Origin of the sequence: Mucilaginibacter sp., assembly GCF_965225845.1 — a bacterium.
Taxonomy (GTDB): Bacteria; Bacteroidota; Bacteroidia; order Sphingobacteriales; family Sphingobacteriaceae; genus Mucilaginibacter.
Window position 1 is genome coordinate 446395 of sequence record NZ_CBDDBL010000002.1, and the last position, 18059, is coordinate 464453.

Here is an 18059-nt window from a genome sequence, read left to right on the forward strand (position 1 = left end):
TTGATGAAGAAAATATTTGTTGGCGTATTTGTCGCCGTTATGGTGTTTTTAACAATACAATCGTGCACTGTAAAACTAAACGGTGCATCCACACAAGGTTTAACCACAATTAATATTGGCTATTTTGAAAATGATGCGCCGTATGTACTACCTACCTTAAGCCAGGATTTTACCGAAGCATTAAAAGCGCGTATCCGCTCAACTACCAGTTTGGATATTGTACGTACCGAGCAAGCCGATGCGGTTATGACCGGCAGTATAACCGGTTATAGCATAGCCCCGGCTTCAATCCAGGCAGTTAACTCAAATACGCCGCCAATCGCGGGTGCATCGGCTTTAACTATTACAGTTGAGGTGAAGTATGTTAATAATGTTGAGAAGCATTACAGCTACCAGCAATCATTCAGCGAATCAAAAAACTTTACGGGTGATATCGCATCGCAACAAAATACCCTTGTACCAGCGTTAATTACGCAGATAACGGAAGATATTTTTAACAAAGCCTTTGCAAATTGGTAAGCAATTCGTAGTTTCAACCCAAGTGGATCAGCAACTAAATAATACCCGTACCCAGCTTTTTTGGGACTTGTTGGCTAACCCGGCTGGCAAGCACGGAGAGCACGCGTACAATTTGCAGCAATTAATTGCCGAATACCCGCAAAGTGGAATTTTATACGCACTGCTTGCGCATACAACCGGCGGGGAAAATTTAAAACAAGCCGCGGTTTATGGTAACCCTAAAGTACTTTACAAACTAACCCATGATACCGACGACTTGCCATACGTTACTGCAGGGCAGCTATTACATACAGACGAAGCATCAGAAGTTGCTACTTTCTTCCATACCATTGAGCCGGAAATAACAGGTGATGATGAATTACTGTTAGCGCCATGGGCTGGTGAGAAGGATTTCCCGGTTCAAGATGAAATTGCTGAAACGCCGCTTATCGAAGAGCATCCCATTACTGAAGAGGAACTTCCCGCTGTAATTCCGCATGATAATGTTATTGATGATGAGGTTCATGAGGAAATAACGGAGGTAAAACACGAGGCTCCTGTTGTTGCGGAAGAAATACAAGAATTAGAAGTACCGGCATCCCCGCGGCAAAACATAGCCGCCGCTGAAAACGAGCTTGAATTAGTTGCAGAAGAACAGGCCAAAGAAAAAACGCAGGAAGAGCAGTCGGATGAAAAAGAGGAAGCTTTACCTGTAGTTGCAGACGAACATACCGAAGTAACAGACCTGCCGCCTTTGAACGAGCAAAAAGATTCGGTATTGGAGCATATCCCTTATAACGAGCCAACATTTGATGAAAATGAGGAGCCGGAAGTGATAATCGAAAGCCCGGTTGCTGAAGCTTCGCCTGTTGAAGAACCCGCAAAAGAAGAAGAAAATATCACCGGGGAGGTAGCTCCGCAACAAGAGTTAGACCCTTATTTTATTAAGCCGATTGATGATGATGTTTATGACGAGATTGTAAGCATTGATGATATTAACCTGGCTTATGAAGAGGTTTTTGCAAAGCCTGGCGAAGAAGAACCTGAAACAACACCTTACGTTTCGCCTTTTGCGGATGCTTTAGCCGAAGAAAATCCGAAAACAGTTACCACCACATCATTTGCCGAGCGCAAAGTTGATATGAACGATGAGGCTGAAAAGCTGATCATGAATAATATTGTATCAACCGACTTTTTTGTATTCGATAAGGCTTTCGGCGAGAACAGGGAAGTATCGGAGGAAGCGCCTGAACAGCCAAAACCGGCAGCAAAACCCGCACCGGTAGCTGAAGCGGCGACAGCTCCTGTAACCGACCCTGCCCCTGTTGAAAAGGTTAAAGAACCTGTAAAAGAAAGACCATACATCACAGTATCTAAATACAACGATGAGAAGATGCCTTACAGCTTTATGTGGTGGTTGGATAAAACCCGTAAAGAGCACTCTGGTATTTACCAGCCATTCATTGAATTTAAGCTGGATACCACTCAAAAGATAAAACAGGATGCGCCTGATGAATTGCAGCAGCAATATGCGGAAAATATTTTCCACCTGACTTCTGTTGATGACCTGGAAAAAAGTATTGCTGACCAGCCATTGGCTTTTGACCCCAAACGCAAGGAAGATAAGATTATTGAACGTTTTATACAGGAAGTGCCACAAATAAAACCGCAAACCGGGGATAAACTCGATAACGAGAACAAAGCGAAGAAAAGTTCAGAGGACCAGGCCGACCTTGTTACTGAAACTTTGGCGCAGATCTACATTGACCAAATGTTATATCCGAAGGCTATAGCTACATATAAAAAATTGATATTGAAATTCCCGGAAAAAAGCCGTTACTTTGCGAGCCAAATTGAGGAGTTAGAAAAGAAAACAAATTAATATAAAAAGAAATGTATTTATTATTATTGATCATAGCCATCATCGTTTGTGTATGTTTAAGCTTTATTGTATTGATCCAAAACCCTAAAGGTGGTGGTTTATCATCAAACTTTTCAAGTTCATCCCAATTAATGGGTGTGCAAAAGACCGGCGACTTTTTAGAAAAAGGCACCTGGGTTTTAGCTATCGGCCTAATGGTATTATCATTAGCTATCAATGTTGCTGTTAAAGGCGGCGCTACCAAAGCAGATGTTAATAAAGAGAATTGGGAAAAAACTAAAAAGGCATCACAACCTGTTAACACAGGCGCTGCTGCTCCGTTTGCTGCACCAACTGCACAGCCACAACAACAGGCACCTGCAACAACTCCGGCTCCGGCTAAATAAGTTAAATTAAGATTTTTGTAAAAGCCACGGTATTTACCGTGGCTTTTTTGTTATAAGTGCTACTGACAGCTTGGCATTTTAATATTTACATAATGTTAAGCAGGCACAAGCTATTTAACCTTAGCTGACAATAAAACAGGATTGCATGCCAATGTGAGCCATTACACCAGCTTGGCACAGTTGATGTGCAATTGCATCGTAAACAATCTACTTTTATAAATTTAAATAGTATATCATTATGTCATTAAACGTTAAACCTCTTGGAGACAGAATAATAATAGAAGCTGCTCCGGCTGAGACAAAAACCGCTTCAGGTATCTATATTCCTGAAACCGCACAAGAAAAACCTCAATACGGAACTGTAGTTGCAGTAGGCCCGGGCCGTTATGCTGACACAACCGGTACATTAATACCGATGACAGTTAAAGCCGGCGATAAAGTAATCTACGGTAAATTTGCCGGCCAGGAATTCCCTATCGAAGGCAAAGATTATTTAGTTATGAGAGAGTCTGACATTTACGTGGTATTATAATAACCGGTATAGGTCAATTAACATCTATTAAAAACATCAATCAAATAAAAAATTATGTCAAAGCAAGTTAAATACAATGTTGAAGCACGCGACGCATTAAAACGCGGTGTTGATATTTTAGCTAATGCAGTTAAAGTAACCTTAGGCCCAAAGGGTCGTCACGTAATTATCGATAAAAAATTTGGTTCACCGTCAATCACTAAAGATGGTGTATCGGTAGCGAAAGAAATTGAATTAAAAGACGCCATTGAAAACATGGGCGCTCAAATGGTTAAAGAAGTTGCCTCAAAAACTGCTGATATAGCAGGTGACGGTACTACTACCGCAACTGTTTTAGCACAGGCAATTGTAACTGCGGGTATTAAAAACGTAGCTGCAGGTGCAAACCCAATGGATTTAAAACGCGGTATAGATAAAGCGGTTAGAGTTGTTGTTGAGAACTTAAAATCTCAGAAACAAGATGTTGGTGATGATTTCAGCAAGATCAAACAAGTTGCATCAATCTCTGCAAATAACGATGAAGTTATTGGCGAAATGATCGCTGACGCGATGAAAAAAGTAGGTACTTCTGGTGTAATTACTGTTGAAGAAGCTAAAGGAACTGAAACTGAAGTTAAAACTGTTGAAGGTATGCAGTTTGACCGCGGTTACTTATCTCCATACTTCGTAACCAACTCTGATAAAATGGAAGTAGAACTGGATAACCCTTACATCCTGATCTACGACAAAAAAATCTCTTCAATGAAAGAGCTTTTGCCTATCCTTGAAAAACAAGTACAAACAGGCAAACCATTATTAATTATTGCTGAAGATTTAGACGGCGAAGCATTAGCTACATTAGTAGTTAACAAGATCCGTGGCTCACTGAAAGTTGCTGCTGTTAAAGCACCAGGCTTTGGCGATCGTCGTAAAGCAATGTTAGAGGATATCGCTATCTTAACCGGTGGTACTGTAATCTCTGAAGAAAGAGGTTTTAAATTAGAAAGCGCTGAGCTTTCATTCTTAGGCCAGGCTGAGAAGATCACTATCGATAAAGATAACACTACTTTAATTAATGGTAACGGCGATGCTGACGCTATTAAAGGCCGTGTTGGCGAGATCCGCTCACAAATTGAAACTACAACTTCTGATTACGATAAAGAAAAATTACAGGAACGTTTAGCCAAATTATCAGGCGGTGTTGCTGTGTTGTACATTGGTGCAGCTTCTGAAGTTGAAATGAAAGAAAAGAAAGATCGTGTTGACGATGCATTGCACGCTACCCGTGCTGCTGTTGAAGAAGGCATTGTTGCCGGTGGTGGTGTTGCTTTCATCCGTGCGGTTGCAGCTTTAGCTGATGTTAAAGGCGATAACGAAGATGAGAATACTGGTATCCAGATCATTCGCCGCGCTATCGAAGAGCCTTTACGCCAGATCTGCGAAAACGCAGGTATCGAAGGATCTATAGTAGTTCAAAAAGTAAAAGAAGGTACAGGTGACTTCGGTTACAATGCACGTACTGATAAATATGAAAACCTGATTGCAGCAGGTGTTATCGACCCAACTAAAGTAGGCCGTGTAGCATTAGAGAACGCAGCTTCAATCGCAGCGATGTTATTAACCACCGAGTGTGTGTTAGCTGACGATCCCGAAGATGAAAAAGGTGGTGGTATGCCTCCAATGGGCGGCGGCGGTATGGGCGGCATGATGTAATCGTGAGCTTCGCCTTTATTGATTAGAGACTGGAGGTAAGATTAGTTATGTGCTAATCTCTAAATTCCAACCTCTGACCACTAAAACAAAATCCTTGTATGTTTTAACATACAAGGGTTTTTTGTTTATGTACTAACAGAAAAGTCATTGCAAAGTAAATGCACGGTCATTAGTTAATCAAATGATTGATTAACTAATATAAATGCCACTTTTCGTTTGTAATTTTGAATAACATTTCTGATACAGGTGAATATGCACCAATTCAGGCATGGCATTTGAATAAAGCAAGACATGAAACAATTAACAGAAAAAACCAGGCATATACAATCACACATCGTTGAGTGGGTGTTCTATAAAGGCCCGGAGCTTTTTATTACCATTTACGGTAAATAATAATTTTGCTTAACTTCGTGGTATACCATGAAGCTAACAAAGTTCTACGACAAAGCCTACGATTGGGTGTTGGACATTGGTCCAAGAATAATAATCGGATTAATAATATTATTTATAGGCCTTTGGTTTATAAAGTTCCTGACCGGGCGGCTCCGCTCTCAAATGTCTAAACGGAAGGTTCACTCTTCACTACAGCCATTTTTACTTAGTCTTACAATAACGTCGCTTTATATATTGCTCATCATTTTTGTGATGTCGGTAATTGGCTTTCAGCTAACTATATTCACCACTATTATTGGTGCATTTAGTGTTGCGGCTGGTTTGGCGCTATCAGGTACACTACAAAATTTTGCCGGTGGCGTTTTGATATTGTTATTAAGGCCTTTTGAGCTTGATGATAACATTGTGGCGCAAGGGCAGGATGGTATTGTAACCTCCATACAAATATTCTATACAGTTTTAATTACGGCAGATAACAAAACGGTTATCATCCCAAATGGTAAGTTATTTAACGAGGTAATAGTAAATGTTACCCGCGAAGGCAAACGACGCCTTGATTTTGAAATTAAATTAGGCTATGCCGCCAATGTTGAACAGGTTAAGGCTATTATCTGGAATGCCATAAAAGTAACACCAAATGTATTACCCGACCCGCGTAACAGGGTGGGTGTGGTTGCTTTAGAAGTTGACGGCGTTAAATTCATTGTGAATGTATGGGTTAACCCATCCGATTTTATGGTATCGAAACTTGCGCTTCATGAAAAAATAATCAACGATTTAGTTGCCGGCGGCATTAAATTACCGGGAATGTAGTTAGATTTGAGCCGATCTGAATTGTTAGTCCTTATTGTTTTTTGACTGACAATGTTTTACAGACTGACCCAATGCAAAGAGAGCAAATTTCTGTTTTCGATATGTTTAAGATCGGGATTGGCCCGTCGAGCTCGCACACACTTGGCCCCTGGCGGGCGGCGCAGCAATTTGTGCAACTGCTGCAGGACCAGCAGTCGCTCGAACTGGTTGAGGGCATACAAGTATTACTTTATGGCTCTTTAGCCAAAACAGGTAGAGGCCACGGTACAGATATCGCCATTCTGTTAGGCCTTAGCGGCGATGACCCGGTAACGTTTGATGTTAATGCCATCGACTCCAAAATAAATACTATCAAATTTTCTCATAAACTGATGCTTGCCGGAAATCAGCAGATCGATTTCAGGTTTGATGATGACATGATCTTTTTATTTAACGAAAGTTTGCCCTTCCACCCTAACGCCGTAACGTTCCAGGCATTATTGATGGGTGATAAGGCGATCTCGGCTACGTTCTACTCCATCGGTGGTGGCTTCGTGGTGAAGGAGGGTGAACAAAATCAGCATAAAAATGAGGTTGACCTGCCATTCCCTATTGACACTGCGGGTAACCTGTTACACTGGTGTATGAAAACAGGTTTGAAGATATCAGAAGTGGTAATGGAGAACGAGCTTGCCTGGCGCAGCGAGCCGGAAACCAAAGCCGGCGTGCTGAATATCTTCAGGGTGATGAAGGAATGTATTTACCGCGGCTGCCATACCAAAGGTAATTTGCCGGGTGGGCTGAATGTATCACGCCGTGCATCAAATCTTAATAAAAAACTCATCGGCGGTAATACATACAGCAATTTTGATGAATGGATATTAGCAATCCGCCAAACCGGCGACGGCTTTAAAAATATTTTGGATTGGGTGAGCTGTTTTGCATTGGCTGTTAACGAGGAAAATGCCTCTTTCGGCAGGGTAGTTACCGCGCCAACCAATGGAGCAGCAGGCGTTATACCGGCTGTATTAATGTATTATATATGCTTTTGCGATGGTTTTGATGATGAGAAGATCATCCAGTTCATCTTCACCGCATCCGAGATAGGCAGTATATTTAAAAAGGGCGCAACCATATCCGCAGCAATGGGTGGTTGCCAAGCGGAGATCGGAGTGTCATCAGCAATGGCAGCAGCAGCTTTAACCGAATGTTTAGGCGGCACACAACGCCAAAGTATGATGGCAGCAGAGATTGCCATGGAGCACCATTTAGGCCTAACCTGCGACCCGATAGGCGGCCTGGTGCAGGTGCCCTGCATTGAACGAAATACCATGGGGGCTATAAAAGCCATTACAGCCTCGCAACTGGCCCTGCAAAGTAACCCCGAGAATGCTAAAGTGAGTTTAGATGCTGTAGTTAAAACCATGTGGCAAACCGCGCAGGACATGAACTCGAAATACAAAGAAACTTCGGATGGGGGCTTGGCAATCAATATCCCGATTAGTTTGCCGGAGTGTTAATCAGATCAAAAAACTATTTCTTAACAGGCACTACCAATACCGGTATTTCCGAATGCTTTACCACATATTCCGCAACACTGCCTGAAAATAAACGGCCGAGACCGGAGTGGTGATGTGTTCCCACCACAATTAAGTCGGCTTTAAATTCATTGCTGCATGATATTATTCCTTCGCCTGTTGAGCCATATTCACTAAAATGCGTTACTTCTAATCTACCCGCAAATTCCCCGGCAATCCGCTGTACAATATTTACTGAAACCTGATCCTGTACCCTAAGTAACTCAATTTCATTTACGCTATCCAAACCCTGCAGAGGAGTTCCTAATATCTCGTTAGCACCATAGTTCGTCACAGGAATGGCCATCGGTTCTATAATGTTTACAAGGCCAACATGTGCGCCAAGTGATCTTGCAAGATCGAAGCCGTATTTGGCAGCTGCTTCAGCATATTTGCTGTCATCTACCCCGATTAATATTTTAGTGATCATGACCGTAAGTTTATATGATAATATAACAGTATAGCCGCTATATGTTTTGATTAAGATATATTCATTTCGATAATAACAAATCTTCCTACCTTTGACAATGCATTTCTCACCCGAAATTGAGGAGCGCCTGGCGCGCTTACAGGAAAAATACAATGCTATGGGCCAGGATATGCCTGCCTACCTCGACGGCCTGCTTTACGCCGATTTTTTAACATATTGGGATTATATCCACCTGGATACTTTACTAAGCCTGCAAAGCCCGAAAACACCTTTCCCGGATGAAGAGATCTTTATCATATATCACCAGATAACCGAACTTTACTTTAAGCTGAGCCTGCACGAATGCAAACAAATTGTAGCCGCAAAGCCCTTAACAGTCGACTTCTTTACCGTGCGGTTAAAACGGATCAACCGCTATTTTGAAGCATTGACCCACTCCTTCGAGATAATGGTGGATGGTATGGAGAAGGAACAATTCTTAAAATTCCGCATGTCCTTACTCCCGGCAAGCGGCTTTCAATCAGGACAATACCGGATGATTGAGATCTACGCTTCAGATTTTATCAACCTGGTAGCCAAAGACAAACGCGAAGAACTCCGCAGCGCCCCCATCGAAGATCAGTTTGAACACCTCTACTGGAAATCAGGCGCTACAGAACTCGCCACCGGCAAAAAAACTTTAACCCTAAAACAGTTCGAACAGAAATACGCCAAAACTTTCATCGAATTAGGTAAATCGACCGTCGATAATAATTTCAATGCGCTGTTACAACAATTCAAATATGAAGGACAAGCTACAACCGACCTGGAAGATGAACTGCGCCAGCTGGACATCAACGTAAATGTAAACTGGCCGCTATCGCATTATAAATCCGCAGTTCGCTACTTAAACCGTGAGCCGGAAGAGATCAAAGCAACCGGCGGTACCAACTGGCAAAAGTACCTGCCTCCGCGTTTTCAGAAAAGAATTTTTTACCCATCGTTATGGAATGAGGAACAGGTTGAGAACTGGGGTAAAAGCTGGGTGGAAAAAGTTTTGAAAGAGATTTAGCACCCACCAAAACCAATTAACTTTTTAGTCCAAATTAATTTGGCATCGTATCGTACAGTGATGATAGATTTCATCGTCCGGGTTTCATCACCAACAGGTTAGGATTTTTCCATCTTTACTAGTCAAGGTATATTTACCCAATATATAAAGGTTATGATTATTCGATTTTAATCTCAATTGCTTTTTATTTATGTAAATTAAAACAACATCATAATCTGTAGCACAGATTATTTTTCCATTGTCAAATCCTGTTTAGATAAATAATAAGATGCTGCCTCACAATTACTTAAAGTCGGTAGATCTTTGGGAAGATTAGTATATACATTTAAATTATAGGCTGCTTGTTTTGGTTGTTGACAATTGCTTATTCCAACAACAAATAATAATAAGCTTAAAAGTAATTTCATGATAAGGATTTGAAATGAAAGGTACATTATTTCGAACAAAAATTCCTACCTTGCCATTTTCGACAATAATATTTTAGGCCATGACTGAGACATTGGACATCAAGATCACCAAGACACCGCATTCGCGTTTAGCCGAAACGGATTTTAGCAACCTGCCATTTGGAAAAACATTTTCCGACCACATGTTTGTGGCCGATTATGCCGATGGCGAATGGAAAAATTTTCAAATAGTCCCTTATGGCGATGTCAGCCTTAGCCCTGCAATTTCATCATTACATTACGGGCAGTCGTTTTTTGAAGGCATAAAAGCCTACAAACATGCCGACGGAACAGTTTCTATATTCCGCCCGGACAAAAACGCGCAACGTTTTAACAAATCGGCAGAAAGGCTTTGCATGCCTGCCCTGCCCGAAGATATATTTTTGCAGAGCTTAGCCGCTGTGGTTGATGTTGACCGCGACTGGATCCCTACGCAGCCTAACCATGCGTTATACATCAGGCCGTTTATGTTTGCTACCGATCCGTTTTTGGGTGTAGCGCCATCAACCACCTATAAATACATGGTTTTGCTTTGCCCGGTGGGCCCGTATTTTTCAAAAACCTTAAGGGTGAAGATTGAGAATTTCTACACCCGCTCTGCTGAAGGCGGTATGGGCTATGCAAAATCATCAGGTAACTACGGTGGCAGTATGCTGCCGGCTAAAAAAGCTACTGAAGAAGGTTTTGACCAATTGATCTGGACTGATGCTAAAAACCATGAATTCATCGAGGAAATGGGCGCGGCAAACGTAATATTTGTATTGGATGGTAAGGTAATTACCCCATCAACCCGCGATACTATTTTGGATGGCGTAACCCGCGATACCGTTTTAACCCTGGCCCGCGAGTGGGGTTACGAGGTTGAAGAACGCCGTGTATCGGTTGCCGAGATCATTGAAGGAGCCAAAAATGGCAAGCTGGACGATGCATTCGGCGCAGGCACTGCCGCTACCATCGCACCGGTAGGCTCTATCAGCTTAAACGGCGAAGAATACTTTTTGAAAGATGCTAAAACTCGTGAGTTTTCACAAAGGATATTAAAAGAAATGAATGCCATAAAATATGGCACCACTGCCGATACTCATGGCTGGAACTTTATTGTATAAAATGAAAGATCGTAAAATATGAAGCCCGGTTAAACCGGGCTTTTTTTATATCAGGTATTTTTACGCTATCGCAAAAGCAGGTATTTATACGGGGTATATTTAGCGCAATTGATAGTACATTAGCGCAGCCTAAGCCTTATCACGCATGATTAAAAGGAATAGCGCTTTTGGGGCTATTCCTTTAATTATGTTTTTTCATTAATTGATGTTAGCAAGATAAGCCGTCATATCATCAGTCAAATTCACATTCATGGATTTAAGCTTTGTAAGATATAAAGACCTGATATCTTGCCATTTATAATATGGAAATTGTTTTTGATCAAGCCCATCCACATGAGCCTCTTTTTCATTGAAAAGTATCTTAACTAAATATATTGGTTTACCTGATTGTTTGTAAAATATCCATTGCACGTTTGCGCTTAGCGGGATTACCTGCGCCGATTGCCAATTAGCCTGTATTGCTGAGATATCGTTCCCTGCTTTATCAGCAGTTGAAAGCTGTAATAGTGAAGCGAAAGGCGCCACTGTTTCGGCGTGGGCAAACCTTAACCGGGCATTGTATTTTCTGATTTTCACAAATTCGTCCGCGGCCTTAATAAAATCAACCAATAGGGGAGCAGCAACCCGCACCTGTATGCCATTGTTATCAGTCCCTGCACCCTTTTCCAAATTTTCAATAGCTGAATCTACTTCACCTAATTTAGTAAGCTGATCGCAGGTAAAGAAGGTTGAAAAATTAAGCTGGTCCCAGGTAAAATCGCTTTGCTTAATTTCAGTATTTAAGGAATACACAATAGTTTCAAACCCGAATATATCATTAACAAATTTTTCTTTTTGATCTGCACTTAGCATATCCAAAAAATCAGCATTAAAAAACTGGTTAACAACAGCGTCAACCAAACCACTAAAATTATCCGCTTTTTTGAGTGATAAGATCAAACCGGAACTACTAACGCTCTCCTCGTATTTTTTGTAAGCAGGCGACAAATCGTAAAAACGCAAGTCAGTATCATCATTATAAAAAGCAGTATTGGCGGTATCATTCAACTTACTATTCAACCCTGATAAAAAAGACTGTGCGCTTTGCGTAGTGCGAACTTCTTTGGTAACGGCAACATCAAGGTTTAAGTTGCCTTTAAATATGCTATTATAATTCAAAGCCATGCGCTGGCCAATCTCATACAACTCATCCCTGCCTTCGGCTGATATATATTTGGTATTACCCTGCTCAAGCTTTTGCAGGGCCAGCACCATTTGTTGAAGATGCTTTCCCTTTGCCATTAATCCTTTCGCGCTGTCAGCCTGCATTAATAGCTGGTACGCATATGTTTTTTTCACCTCTTTGGTTAAATGCCTGGCACCATGCCTGCCAACGTGATTAATGAAAACAGGCAAATATCCTGCAGGCGGTGGCGTATATTTTTGTGCCTGATATTGATACAGGGTTTTAGTCCCTAAATAATTAGTACCGCAATCCTGGGCATTTGCCAGGCAAATCACAGTTAATACAAAGCTTAATAATAACAGCGTTTTTTTCATTCTTCAGGTTTTATCTTTAAACAAAAACAGAGGCGCAAATAAAGCGCCTCTGCGGTAAAATTATATTAATATTCTTATTTAATGCTGGTTACCCGAACCGTTACTTTGGTAAGCACCCAAATCCACACCCGGAGCGGTAACTACAGGAGCGTATACTCCGGTTGTTGTTACATTATTATAAGGCGGCGAAGCGGTTGTAGTACCTTTACCATAAGCCGGCGAGGTTGATGTGATATGAAAGCTTGAAGTACCAACCATCGTACTTAAAGGTGTTTCATTATTCGCTGTTGTTGGGGCCGGATACATGGTATAATTGTAAGCATTTACATCAAACAAAGCGAACATAGGATTATTAGCCTGTGGAGTTGTTGATATTATATCTGCCGATTGTTGTTTACCAACGCCATCTGTAGCATAAAATGTTTTAACAATAGCCGCGTTGTAACCATAAAAAAGCTGGTTGTTGTAATGCGTGTCGGTAATATCAGCGGTGCTTAACACCCTTAAACCAACCGCGCAGTTAATAATCACGTTATTATAATCATTGCTACGGGCAGCTTTTTCAACGTCAATTGAACCACCGTGGCCGCTGGTTGAACTCTGCCTCCAACCGCAACTTACAATCGTATTGTTATAGCAGTTAATGTTACACTGTGTACCTGTTGTGCCCGCGTCAGATATTTTAAATGCGTTGGTTGCCGCACCTATCACCATATTATAAGCTACATCACCAACGGTGCCACTTTTAATATTACAAGCCTCACCCGCTGCCACGCCATCCAATTCGTAAGTATTGCGCATAATATTCACATGGCCGCCCGCTAAACGCATTGCATCATCACGGCTACCAAATATCCACGAATCTTCCAGTATAAAGTTTTTCTTGATGTTAGCGAAATATATTGTCCAGCGCGGGCTACCCTGCGGCGAATAAACCGCGGCGTCATCTGCCGGGCCTGAAGGGCCGCCGGCAAATTCAAGGTGTGTCCATTTAATAATCATGTCGCCACCTGCCGGAGTTGGATCTTTTGTTGTTACCGGGCCAGGTTCAGCAAATATACCTCCCCACCATCCCTGGAAAACGTTTGTATAGTTTTGCGCATTTGCCTGTGCATGCAGGGTAGCCGCGTTGCTAACAGTTATATAGTTTGGCTGGGCTTGTGTACCCAGGCTAATAAAAGTGCCATGCACAATTATTTCGGGAGCGGTTTGCCAGGTTAAACCATTACCAAGGGCAACCAATTTTACACCAGGCTGTAATTGCAAAGTATCGCCGCCATTAACAGTAATATTGCTGGCAAAATAGTAGGTTTTGCCGCTTAGTAAAGTACCGTTTACGCTTCCGCTCAATGTATCTGATGTGATGGGGTTACTCGCCACTACAAGCCTTGGAGAAATTTTCGCGTTTTCAGCTTTATGGCATGCACTAAACAGCATAAGGCAGGTTATAGCTGCAAATAATATATTGAAGTGTTTTTTCATTTTCATGTTCTTAATCATTACAATTTATACCTTAAACCTAAAATGTAATATTGCTCATAAGTATCCTTGCGGATAAAATAATTTTGCCCTACTGTTTGATAGCTCAATACATCAGGCTCTGTGGTGTATGGCCTGCGTATTTCTAACTCGAAAGGTGTATTGGTAAGGTTTGTTGCCTTAGCGTATATATAGAATTTTTTAAATATTCTTTTTTCAGCCGAAATATCAAGCGTTACAAAACCTTTTTGCCAGATGTCATTATCTAAATAAGGCGATACGGCGTAAATACGCGGACCGGTATACACTGCTGAGATTTGCGCGTCAAAACCGCTTTTTGCTTCGCGATAAAGGAAAGACAGGTTACCAATGTTTTTAGATTGATCCTGCAGCGGGCGGGTTTGGTTAACCGTTTTTAACGTTACATTTGCTGCATCAATCTCTTGTTTACTGGTAGTAATGCTTGAGTTGGTATAAGTGTAATTTAACCTGATACCAAAGTTGCGCAAATACTTGGTTGCGTCAATTTCTAAACCATAGTTGATTGCTGTACCAAAATTTTCAGGTTCCAATACGGCTGTCTGTCCTGCCTGACCTTGTAAAATGGCATATTCGATAGGATTGTTTATGCTTTTGTAAAATACACCTCCCAAAAATTGGTCAAGCAAACCGGGAAAAAACTCGTAACGCAGATCCAAGTTATTTGATGTAGTACGTTTCAGGAAAGGGTTACCGTATTCAGGATAGTCAGCATCTGGGTCACCTTCGGTATGCGGGATCAACTCATAAAAGTTTGGCCTGCTGATGGCTGAGTAATAAGAGAATCGCAAATCCTGTTTAGCATCAAAGCTATATTTCAGGTTCAGGCTTGGCAGCACATCAAAATAAGTTACTGAACCTGTTTGGCCTGCAATAGTACTCGGATCAACATTACTTACCCAGCTTTGGTTGGTATTTTCATACCTTAAACCACCAACAGCAGAAAGATTACCGGAAGTAAAGTTGAACATACCATAAGCTGCGCCAATTTTTTCGGTAAAGTTGTAGTTAAGCGCGTTAGAGGCATCTCCATCAGCGTTTTGAACACTGAGGCTGTTATCATCTATATTGCCATCAAACTTTTGCGCGCTAGATACTGCAGCGTTCTGGATCAGATCATATTCGTCATATTCGCTGTTACGTGTTTTATCCCGGTACATGCCGCCTGCAGTAAAAGCCACTTTGGTGCCAAATATGGTAGGCGAATAGGTCAGGTTCAGGTAAGCACTTTTGTTCTGATCAGCATTTTTTTCAAAAACACGCGTTTCCGGGTCAGGATTTGAAGGAAGGTAAGGTTGTTCCTGTACCACTTGTCCGTTTGAATTTAAAGTACCTGCGGTACCAACAGTTAACTCGGCCCTGTCCGGTGCATTAGCAGTTGCTTTTGAATAAACTACGTGCCAGTCCAATTTCCATTGATCGGCCAGTTTATGTGTTCCATGCAGATCGAAATTATAGATTTGTTGTATGGTGCGATAGCTTAGGTAATCATCACTTATAGTACCAAGTCCTGGTGCAGTATGACTGGCCGATAAGCTGGTATCTGAAGTGAAACGATACTCATTACGGGTAAGGTTGATATAATCGGCATTCAGATCGATCTTGTTGTTCGCGTTAATACGATAGTCAAACTGGGTAACAACAGCAGTACGCTCCTGCTGGATGTTATAAACACGTGCTTCCTCACTACCCAGTAATGGGAAACCGGTTAAACTATTGGTTGATGAACCAAAGAATAACCCATTAGTTTGGCGATATGAATTTTGATAGCTAAAGGTAGCAATGGCCCCAAATTTTTTATCTGCGCTACGCCCGCCAATCGTAAGGTCGGCAATGGTACCCAGCGGTGCTTTTATTTGGCTGGTGTGGAATGGATTATTAGGAAAATCGCCAATGGTAGCGTTATCATTACCCATTATCCTTGGCGATTCACTTAAACTTGCGCTGTGATCAAATTTAGTAAAACCATTACCACTGAAAAAGGTATTTGCGAAACCAGTTCCCAGGTTTGCGCTTAATGTAAAATCGTTTGGAGCTTGCTTAAGTACCATATTAATAGCACCTGCAATGGCATCACCTTCCATATCAGGAGTTAATGATTTTGATATATCTAAACGGTCAACAATATCGGCAGGAAAAATATCAAGTGGAACGTACCGGGTTTTGTTGTCGGGGCTTGGCAGCTTAATGCCGTTTAACAAAGTATATTCGTAACGCTGGTCCATCCCGCGGATAATAGCAAACTGAGCTTCGCCATTATTACTCCGTTCAACAGACACGCCCGAAACACGCTGGGTTACATTGGCGATCGTAATATCCGGAGAGGCTTCGATAGTTCGTGCAGAAACTGAATTTAATTCAATTGGTGAGTTACGTTCGGCGTTAACTGCAGATTGATCAGAAGCCCGGTTACCTGTTCCTGTAATAACAACCTCGGTAAGGGAATTTTCTTTTGATTTTAAGGAGAAACTTAAAATTAACGGCTTCCCAGCAATCTCAACTTCTTTAGTTATCGTTTCGTAGGATACATAGGTAGCAGAAATAGAATAATTTCCGTTTGCCAGGTTTTTAAAGAAATAAGAACCATCTAAACCAACGCTGGTATATTGATTTACGTTAGTTGCTTCGTTATGAAGCTTAATGGTTGAACCGATGAGCGGTTGCCCATTTTGATCGCTAATGAACCCTTTTACAGAACCTTGAGAAAATGCAAGGGTAAAGGATGAGGCGATGAATAAAACGATGAGGAGGAAAATTTTCTTCATGAAGACTTCTTTTAAGTCTGCAAAAGAACCCTCAACCTGTAACCATATTGTAAACTGGAAGTTAACGTTAAGGTCAAACTGTCAAAACATTGTAACAATTCTGTTGAAATTCTGAATTTTGCCCTTTAAATAAATTAAATCAATAGCATTGACTTCATGTTAAATGGCATTGCTTACCAGGTAATTCAATAAAATCTTCAAAAATTATTCAACCGATACGGTTAAGCCTTCCTGTTGTAATATTTTACGGTAAATTTCCATCTCGGTAAAAGACCCTTCGAGCACAGCGCATTTGCCTTCGTTATGTACCTTCCAGGCGATCTTTTCAGATTGAGGCTGCGAATAATCCAAGTACTTCATCATGCAATAAATTACATGGTCAAAACTGTTCACGTCATCATTCCACAATATAAGGCGGTGGAGTTCTTTTAAACCCGCAAGCAATTCTTCGAGTGTGAGCGTTTCTTCCTGTACTTCTGTTGACATATGTAACTGCAAAATTACTTAAAAACTATAATAAAACGTTTAATTTCCTGTTGGAAAAATGTCGTTACAATTTACGCTTGTTTAACGCACATTATTAACTCCCTTATAAAAAACCACGCTATTATATGAAAAAGACCATTATTTACATTATCTCATTTTTTGCGCTGCAAATAGGCTTATACAACATCAGTAATGCGCAGGATATGCCTCAATTCCATTTAAAGCCAGCCCCGGCAACAGTGGTTGTTGATGGCGATGTAAAAGAATGGGGCGACAGCTTAAGCTATTACAGCCCGGAAGAACGCTTAAAGTATACCATCGCGAATAATAAGGATACACTTTACCTGGCCGTTAAGATCTTTGACCGATCAGAAATTGTGCGGGTTTTGAACGCCGGGTTAACTTTTAGTATTGATACCAGGGGTAAAAAGAAAGAAACCTTTAGCTTAACCTACCCGCTAAATGTTGGTGGCGGTAATAAAATGATCATAAACCGCAGCCCCGGCGAGAACGAAGTGGTAAGCCAGGAGGAACGCGACCAGTTGGAGCAGGAAAAAATAACTACGCTGCGAGGAATTAAAGTGATTGGTTATAAAGATGTTGAAGATGATATGATCACCACATCAAATACCTACGGCATCCGCACTGCTGTAAATTATGATGATGCCGGCAATTTAATTTACGAAGAAGCAATTCCGCTAAAATTCTTTCATGCTGACTTAACCGGTCTGTGGGCATTTGACATTAAAATTAACGGCATACAGCGACCGCAACCAACCAGTACAGATGGCGAAAGCAATAACGGTGGCGGCGGTGGCCGTAACGGTGGTGGCGGCATGGGTGGTGGCGGCCGGCATGGTGGTGGCAGAGGCGGTAATAAAGGCGGCGGCAACGCAATGGCTAATGCCGGTGAAACATCCAAAACCGTTGATTTTTGGGGGAAATTTTATTTAGCGAAGTAAGAGC

16 protein-coding genes are annotated in these 18059 nt (G+C 41.5%); 10 read left to right on the forward strand and 6 right to left on the reverse strand.

All coding sequences use genetic code 11. The annotated features are described in order from the left end of the window. The first annotated feature begins 3 nt into the window (after positions 1 to 3). The 7 genes from ACYZ0U_RS05840 to ACYZ0U_RS05870 all read left to right on the forward strand — a co-directional run bounded on the left by ACYZ0U_RS05840 (position 4) and on the right by ACYZ0U_RS05870 (position 7695). Positions 4 to 519: an LptE family protein gene (locus tag ACYZ0U_RS05840; protein WP_461450795.1), complete on the forward strand. Its 516-nt coding sequence runs from the start codon at positions 4 to 6 to the stop codon at positions 517 to 519. A gap of 22 nt (positions 520 to 541) precedes the next feature. Beyond that, entirely contained in the window at positions 542 to 2380 is a 1839-nt protein-coding gene (locus ACYZ0U_RS05845) for a hypothetical protein (protein ID WP_461450797.1), read from the forward strand. Positions 2381 to 2391: 11 nt separating this feature from the next. After that, positions 2392 to 2766 (forward strand): preprotein translocase subunit SecG, encoded by a 375-nt coding sequence (gene secG, locus ACYZ0U_RS05850; protein WP_461450799.1) that lies wholly within the window; start codon positions 2392 to 2394, stop codon positions 2764 to 2766. Positions 2767 to 3004: 238 nt separating this feature from the next. Continuing rightward, on the forward strand, positions 3005 to 3298 hold the full coding sequence (locus ACYZ0U_RS05855; protein ID WP_179414373.1) for a co-chaperone GroES: 294 nt from the start codon (positions 3005 to 3007) through the stop codon (positions 3296 to 3298). Positions 3299 to 3352: 54 nt separating this feature from the next. Next, complete coding sequence (groL, locus tag ACYZ0U_RS05860; RefSeq protein ID WP_461450802.1) at positions 3353 to 4990, forward strand: chaperonin GroEL; 1638 nt, start codon at positions 3353 to 3355, stop codon at positions 4988 to 4990. Positions 4991 to 5410: 420 nt separating this feature from the next. Further along, positions 5411 to 6196 (forward strand): mechanosensitive ion channel family protein, encoded by a 786-nt coding sequence (locus ACYZ0U_RS05865; RefSeq protein ID WP_461450804.1) that lies wholly within the window; start codon positions 5411 to 5413, stop codon positions 6194 to 6196. A gap of 71 nt (positions 6197 to 6267) precedes the next feature. Further along, on the forward strand, positions 6268 to 7695 hold the full coding sequence (locus tag ACYZ0U_RS05870) for an L-serine ammonia-lyase (protein WP_461450806.1): 1428 nt from the start codon (positions 6268 to 6270) through the stop codon (positions 7693 to 7695). Between the two features lie 13 nt (positions 7696 to 7708). On the opposite strand, the gene ACYZ0U_RS05875 is transcribed toward ACYZ0U_RS05870, so the two are convergent. Beyond that, a complete protein-coding gene (locus tag ACYZ0U_RS05875) occupies positions 7709 to 8182 on the reverse strand; it encodes a universal stress protein (RefSeq protein ID WP_461450808.1) in 474 nt (157 codons plus the stop codon). A gap of 97 nt (positions 8183 to 8279) precedes the next feature. Between ACYZ0U_RS05875 and ACYZ0U_RS05880 the strand changes: the two genes are divergently transcribed. Beyond that, positions 8280 to 9233, forward strand: a complete 954-nt coding sequence (locus ACYZ0U_RS05880) for a tryptophan 2,3-dioxygenase family protein (RefSeq protein WP_461450810.1) — start codon at positions 8280 to 8282, stop codon at positions 9231 to 9233. A 227-nt stretch (positions 9234 to 9460) separates the two neighbouring features. Here the strand turns inward: ACYZ0U_RS05880 and ACYZ0U_RS05885 are convergent, their stop codons facing one another. After that, positions 9461 to 9640, reverse strand: a complete 180-nt coding sequence (locus tag ACYZ0U_RS05885; RefSeq protein ID WP_461450812.1) for a hypothetical protein — start codon at positions 9638 to 9640, stop codon at positions 9461 to 9463. A gap of 80 nt (positions 9641 to 9720) precedes the next feature. On the opposite strand from ACYZ0U_RS05885, the gene ACYZ0U_RS05890 reads away from it, so the two are divergent. Next, positions 9721 to 10785 (forward strand): branched-chain amino acid aminotransferase, encoded by a 1065-nt coding sequence (locus ACYZ0U_RS05890; protein WP_461450814.1) that lies wholly within the window; start codon positions 9721 to 9723, stop codon positions 10783 to 10785. A gap of 198 nt (positions 10786 to 10983) precedes the next feature. Here ACYZ0U_RS05890 and ACYZ0U_RS05895 read toward each other — a convergent pair whose 3' ends face one another. The 4 genes from ACYZ0U_RS05895 to ACYZ0U_RS05910 form a co-directional block, all read right to left on the reverse strand. After that, the gene (locus ACYZ0U_RS05895; RefSeq protein ID WP_461450816.1) at positions 10984 to 12324 is read right to left on the reverse strand and encodes a histidine-type phosphatase; all 1341 of its coding nucleotides are present in this window, start codon (positions 12322 to 12324) and stop codon (positions 10984 to 10986) included. A gap of 78 nt (positions 12325 to 12402) precedes the next feature. After that, positions 12403 to 13806, reverse strand: coding sequence for a hypothetical protein (locus ACYZ0U_RS05900; protein ID WP_461450818.1), 1404 nt, complete (start codon positions 13804 to 13806; stop codon positions 12403 to 12405). A gap of 17 nt (positions 13807 to 13823) precedes the next feature. Next, positions 13824 to 16607: a TonB-dependent receptor gene (locus tag ACYZ0U_RS05905; protein ID WP_461450820.1), complete on the reverse strand. Its 2784-nt coding sequence runs from the start codon at positions 16605 to 16607 to the stop codon at positions 13824 to 13826. A 204-nt stretch (positions 16608 to 16811) separates the two neighbouring features. Next, positions 16812 to 17093: an ATP-dependent Clp protease adaptor ClpS gene (locus ACYZ0U_RS05910; RefSeq protein ID WP_461450822.1), complete on the reverse strand. Its 282-nt coding sequence runs from the start codon at positions 17091 to 17093 to the stop codon at positions 16812 to 16814. 125 nt (positions 17094 to 17218) lie between these two features. Between ACYZ0U_RS05910 and ACYZ0U_RS05915 the strand changes: the two genes are divergently transcribed. Beyond that, positions 17219 to 18055: a hypothetical protein gene (locus tag ACYZ0U_RS05915; RefSeq protein ID WP_461450824.1), complete on the forward strand. Its 837-nt coding sequence runs from the start codon at positions 17219 to 17221 to the stop codon at positions 18053 to 18055. Positions 18056 to 18059: the final 4 nt, after the last annotated feature.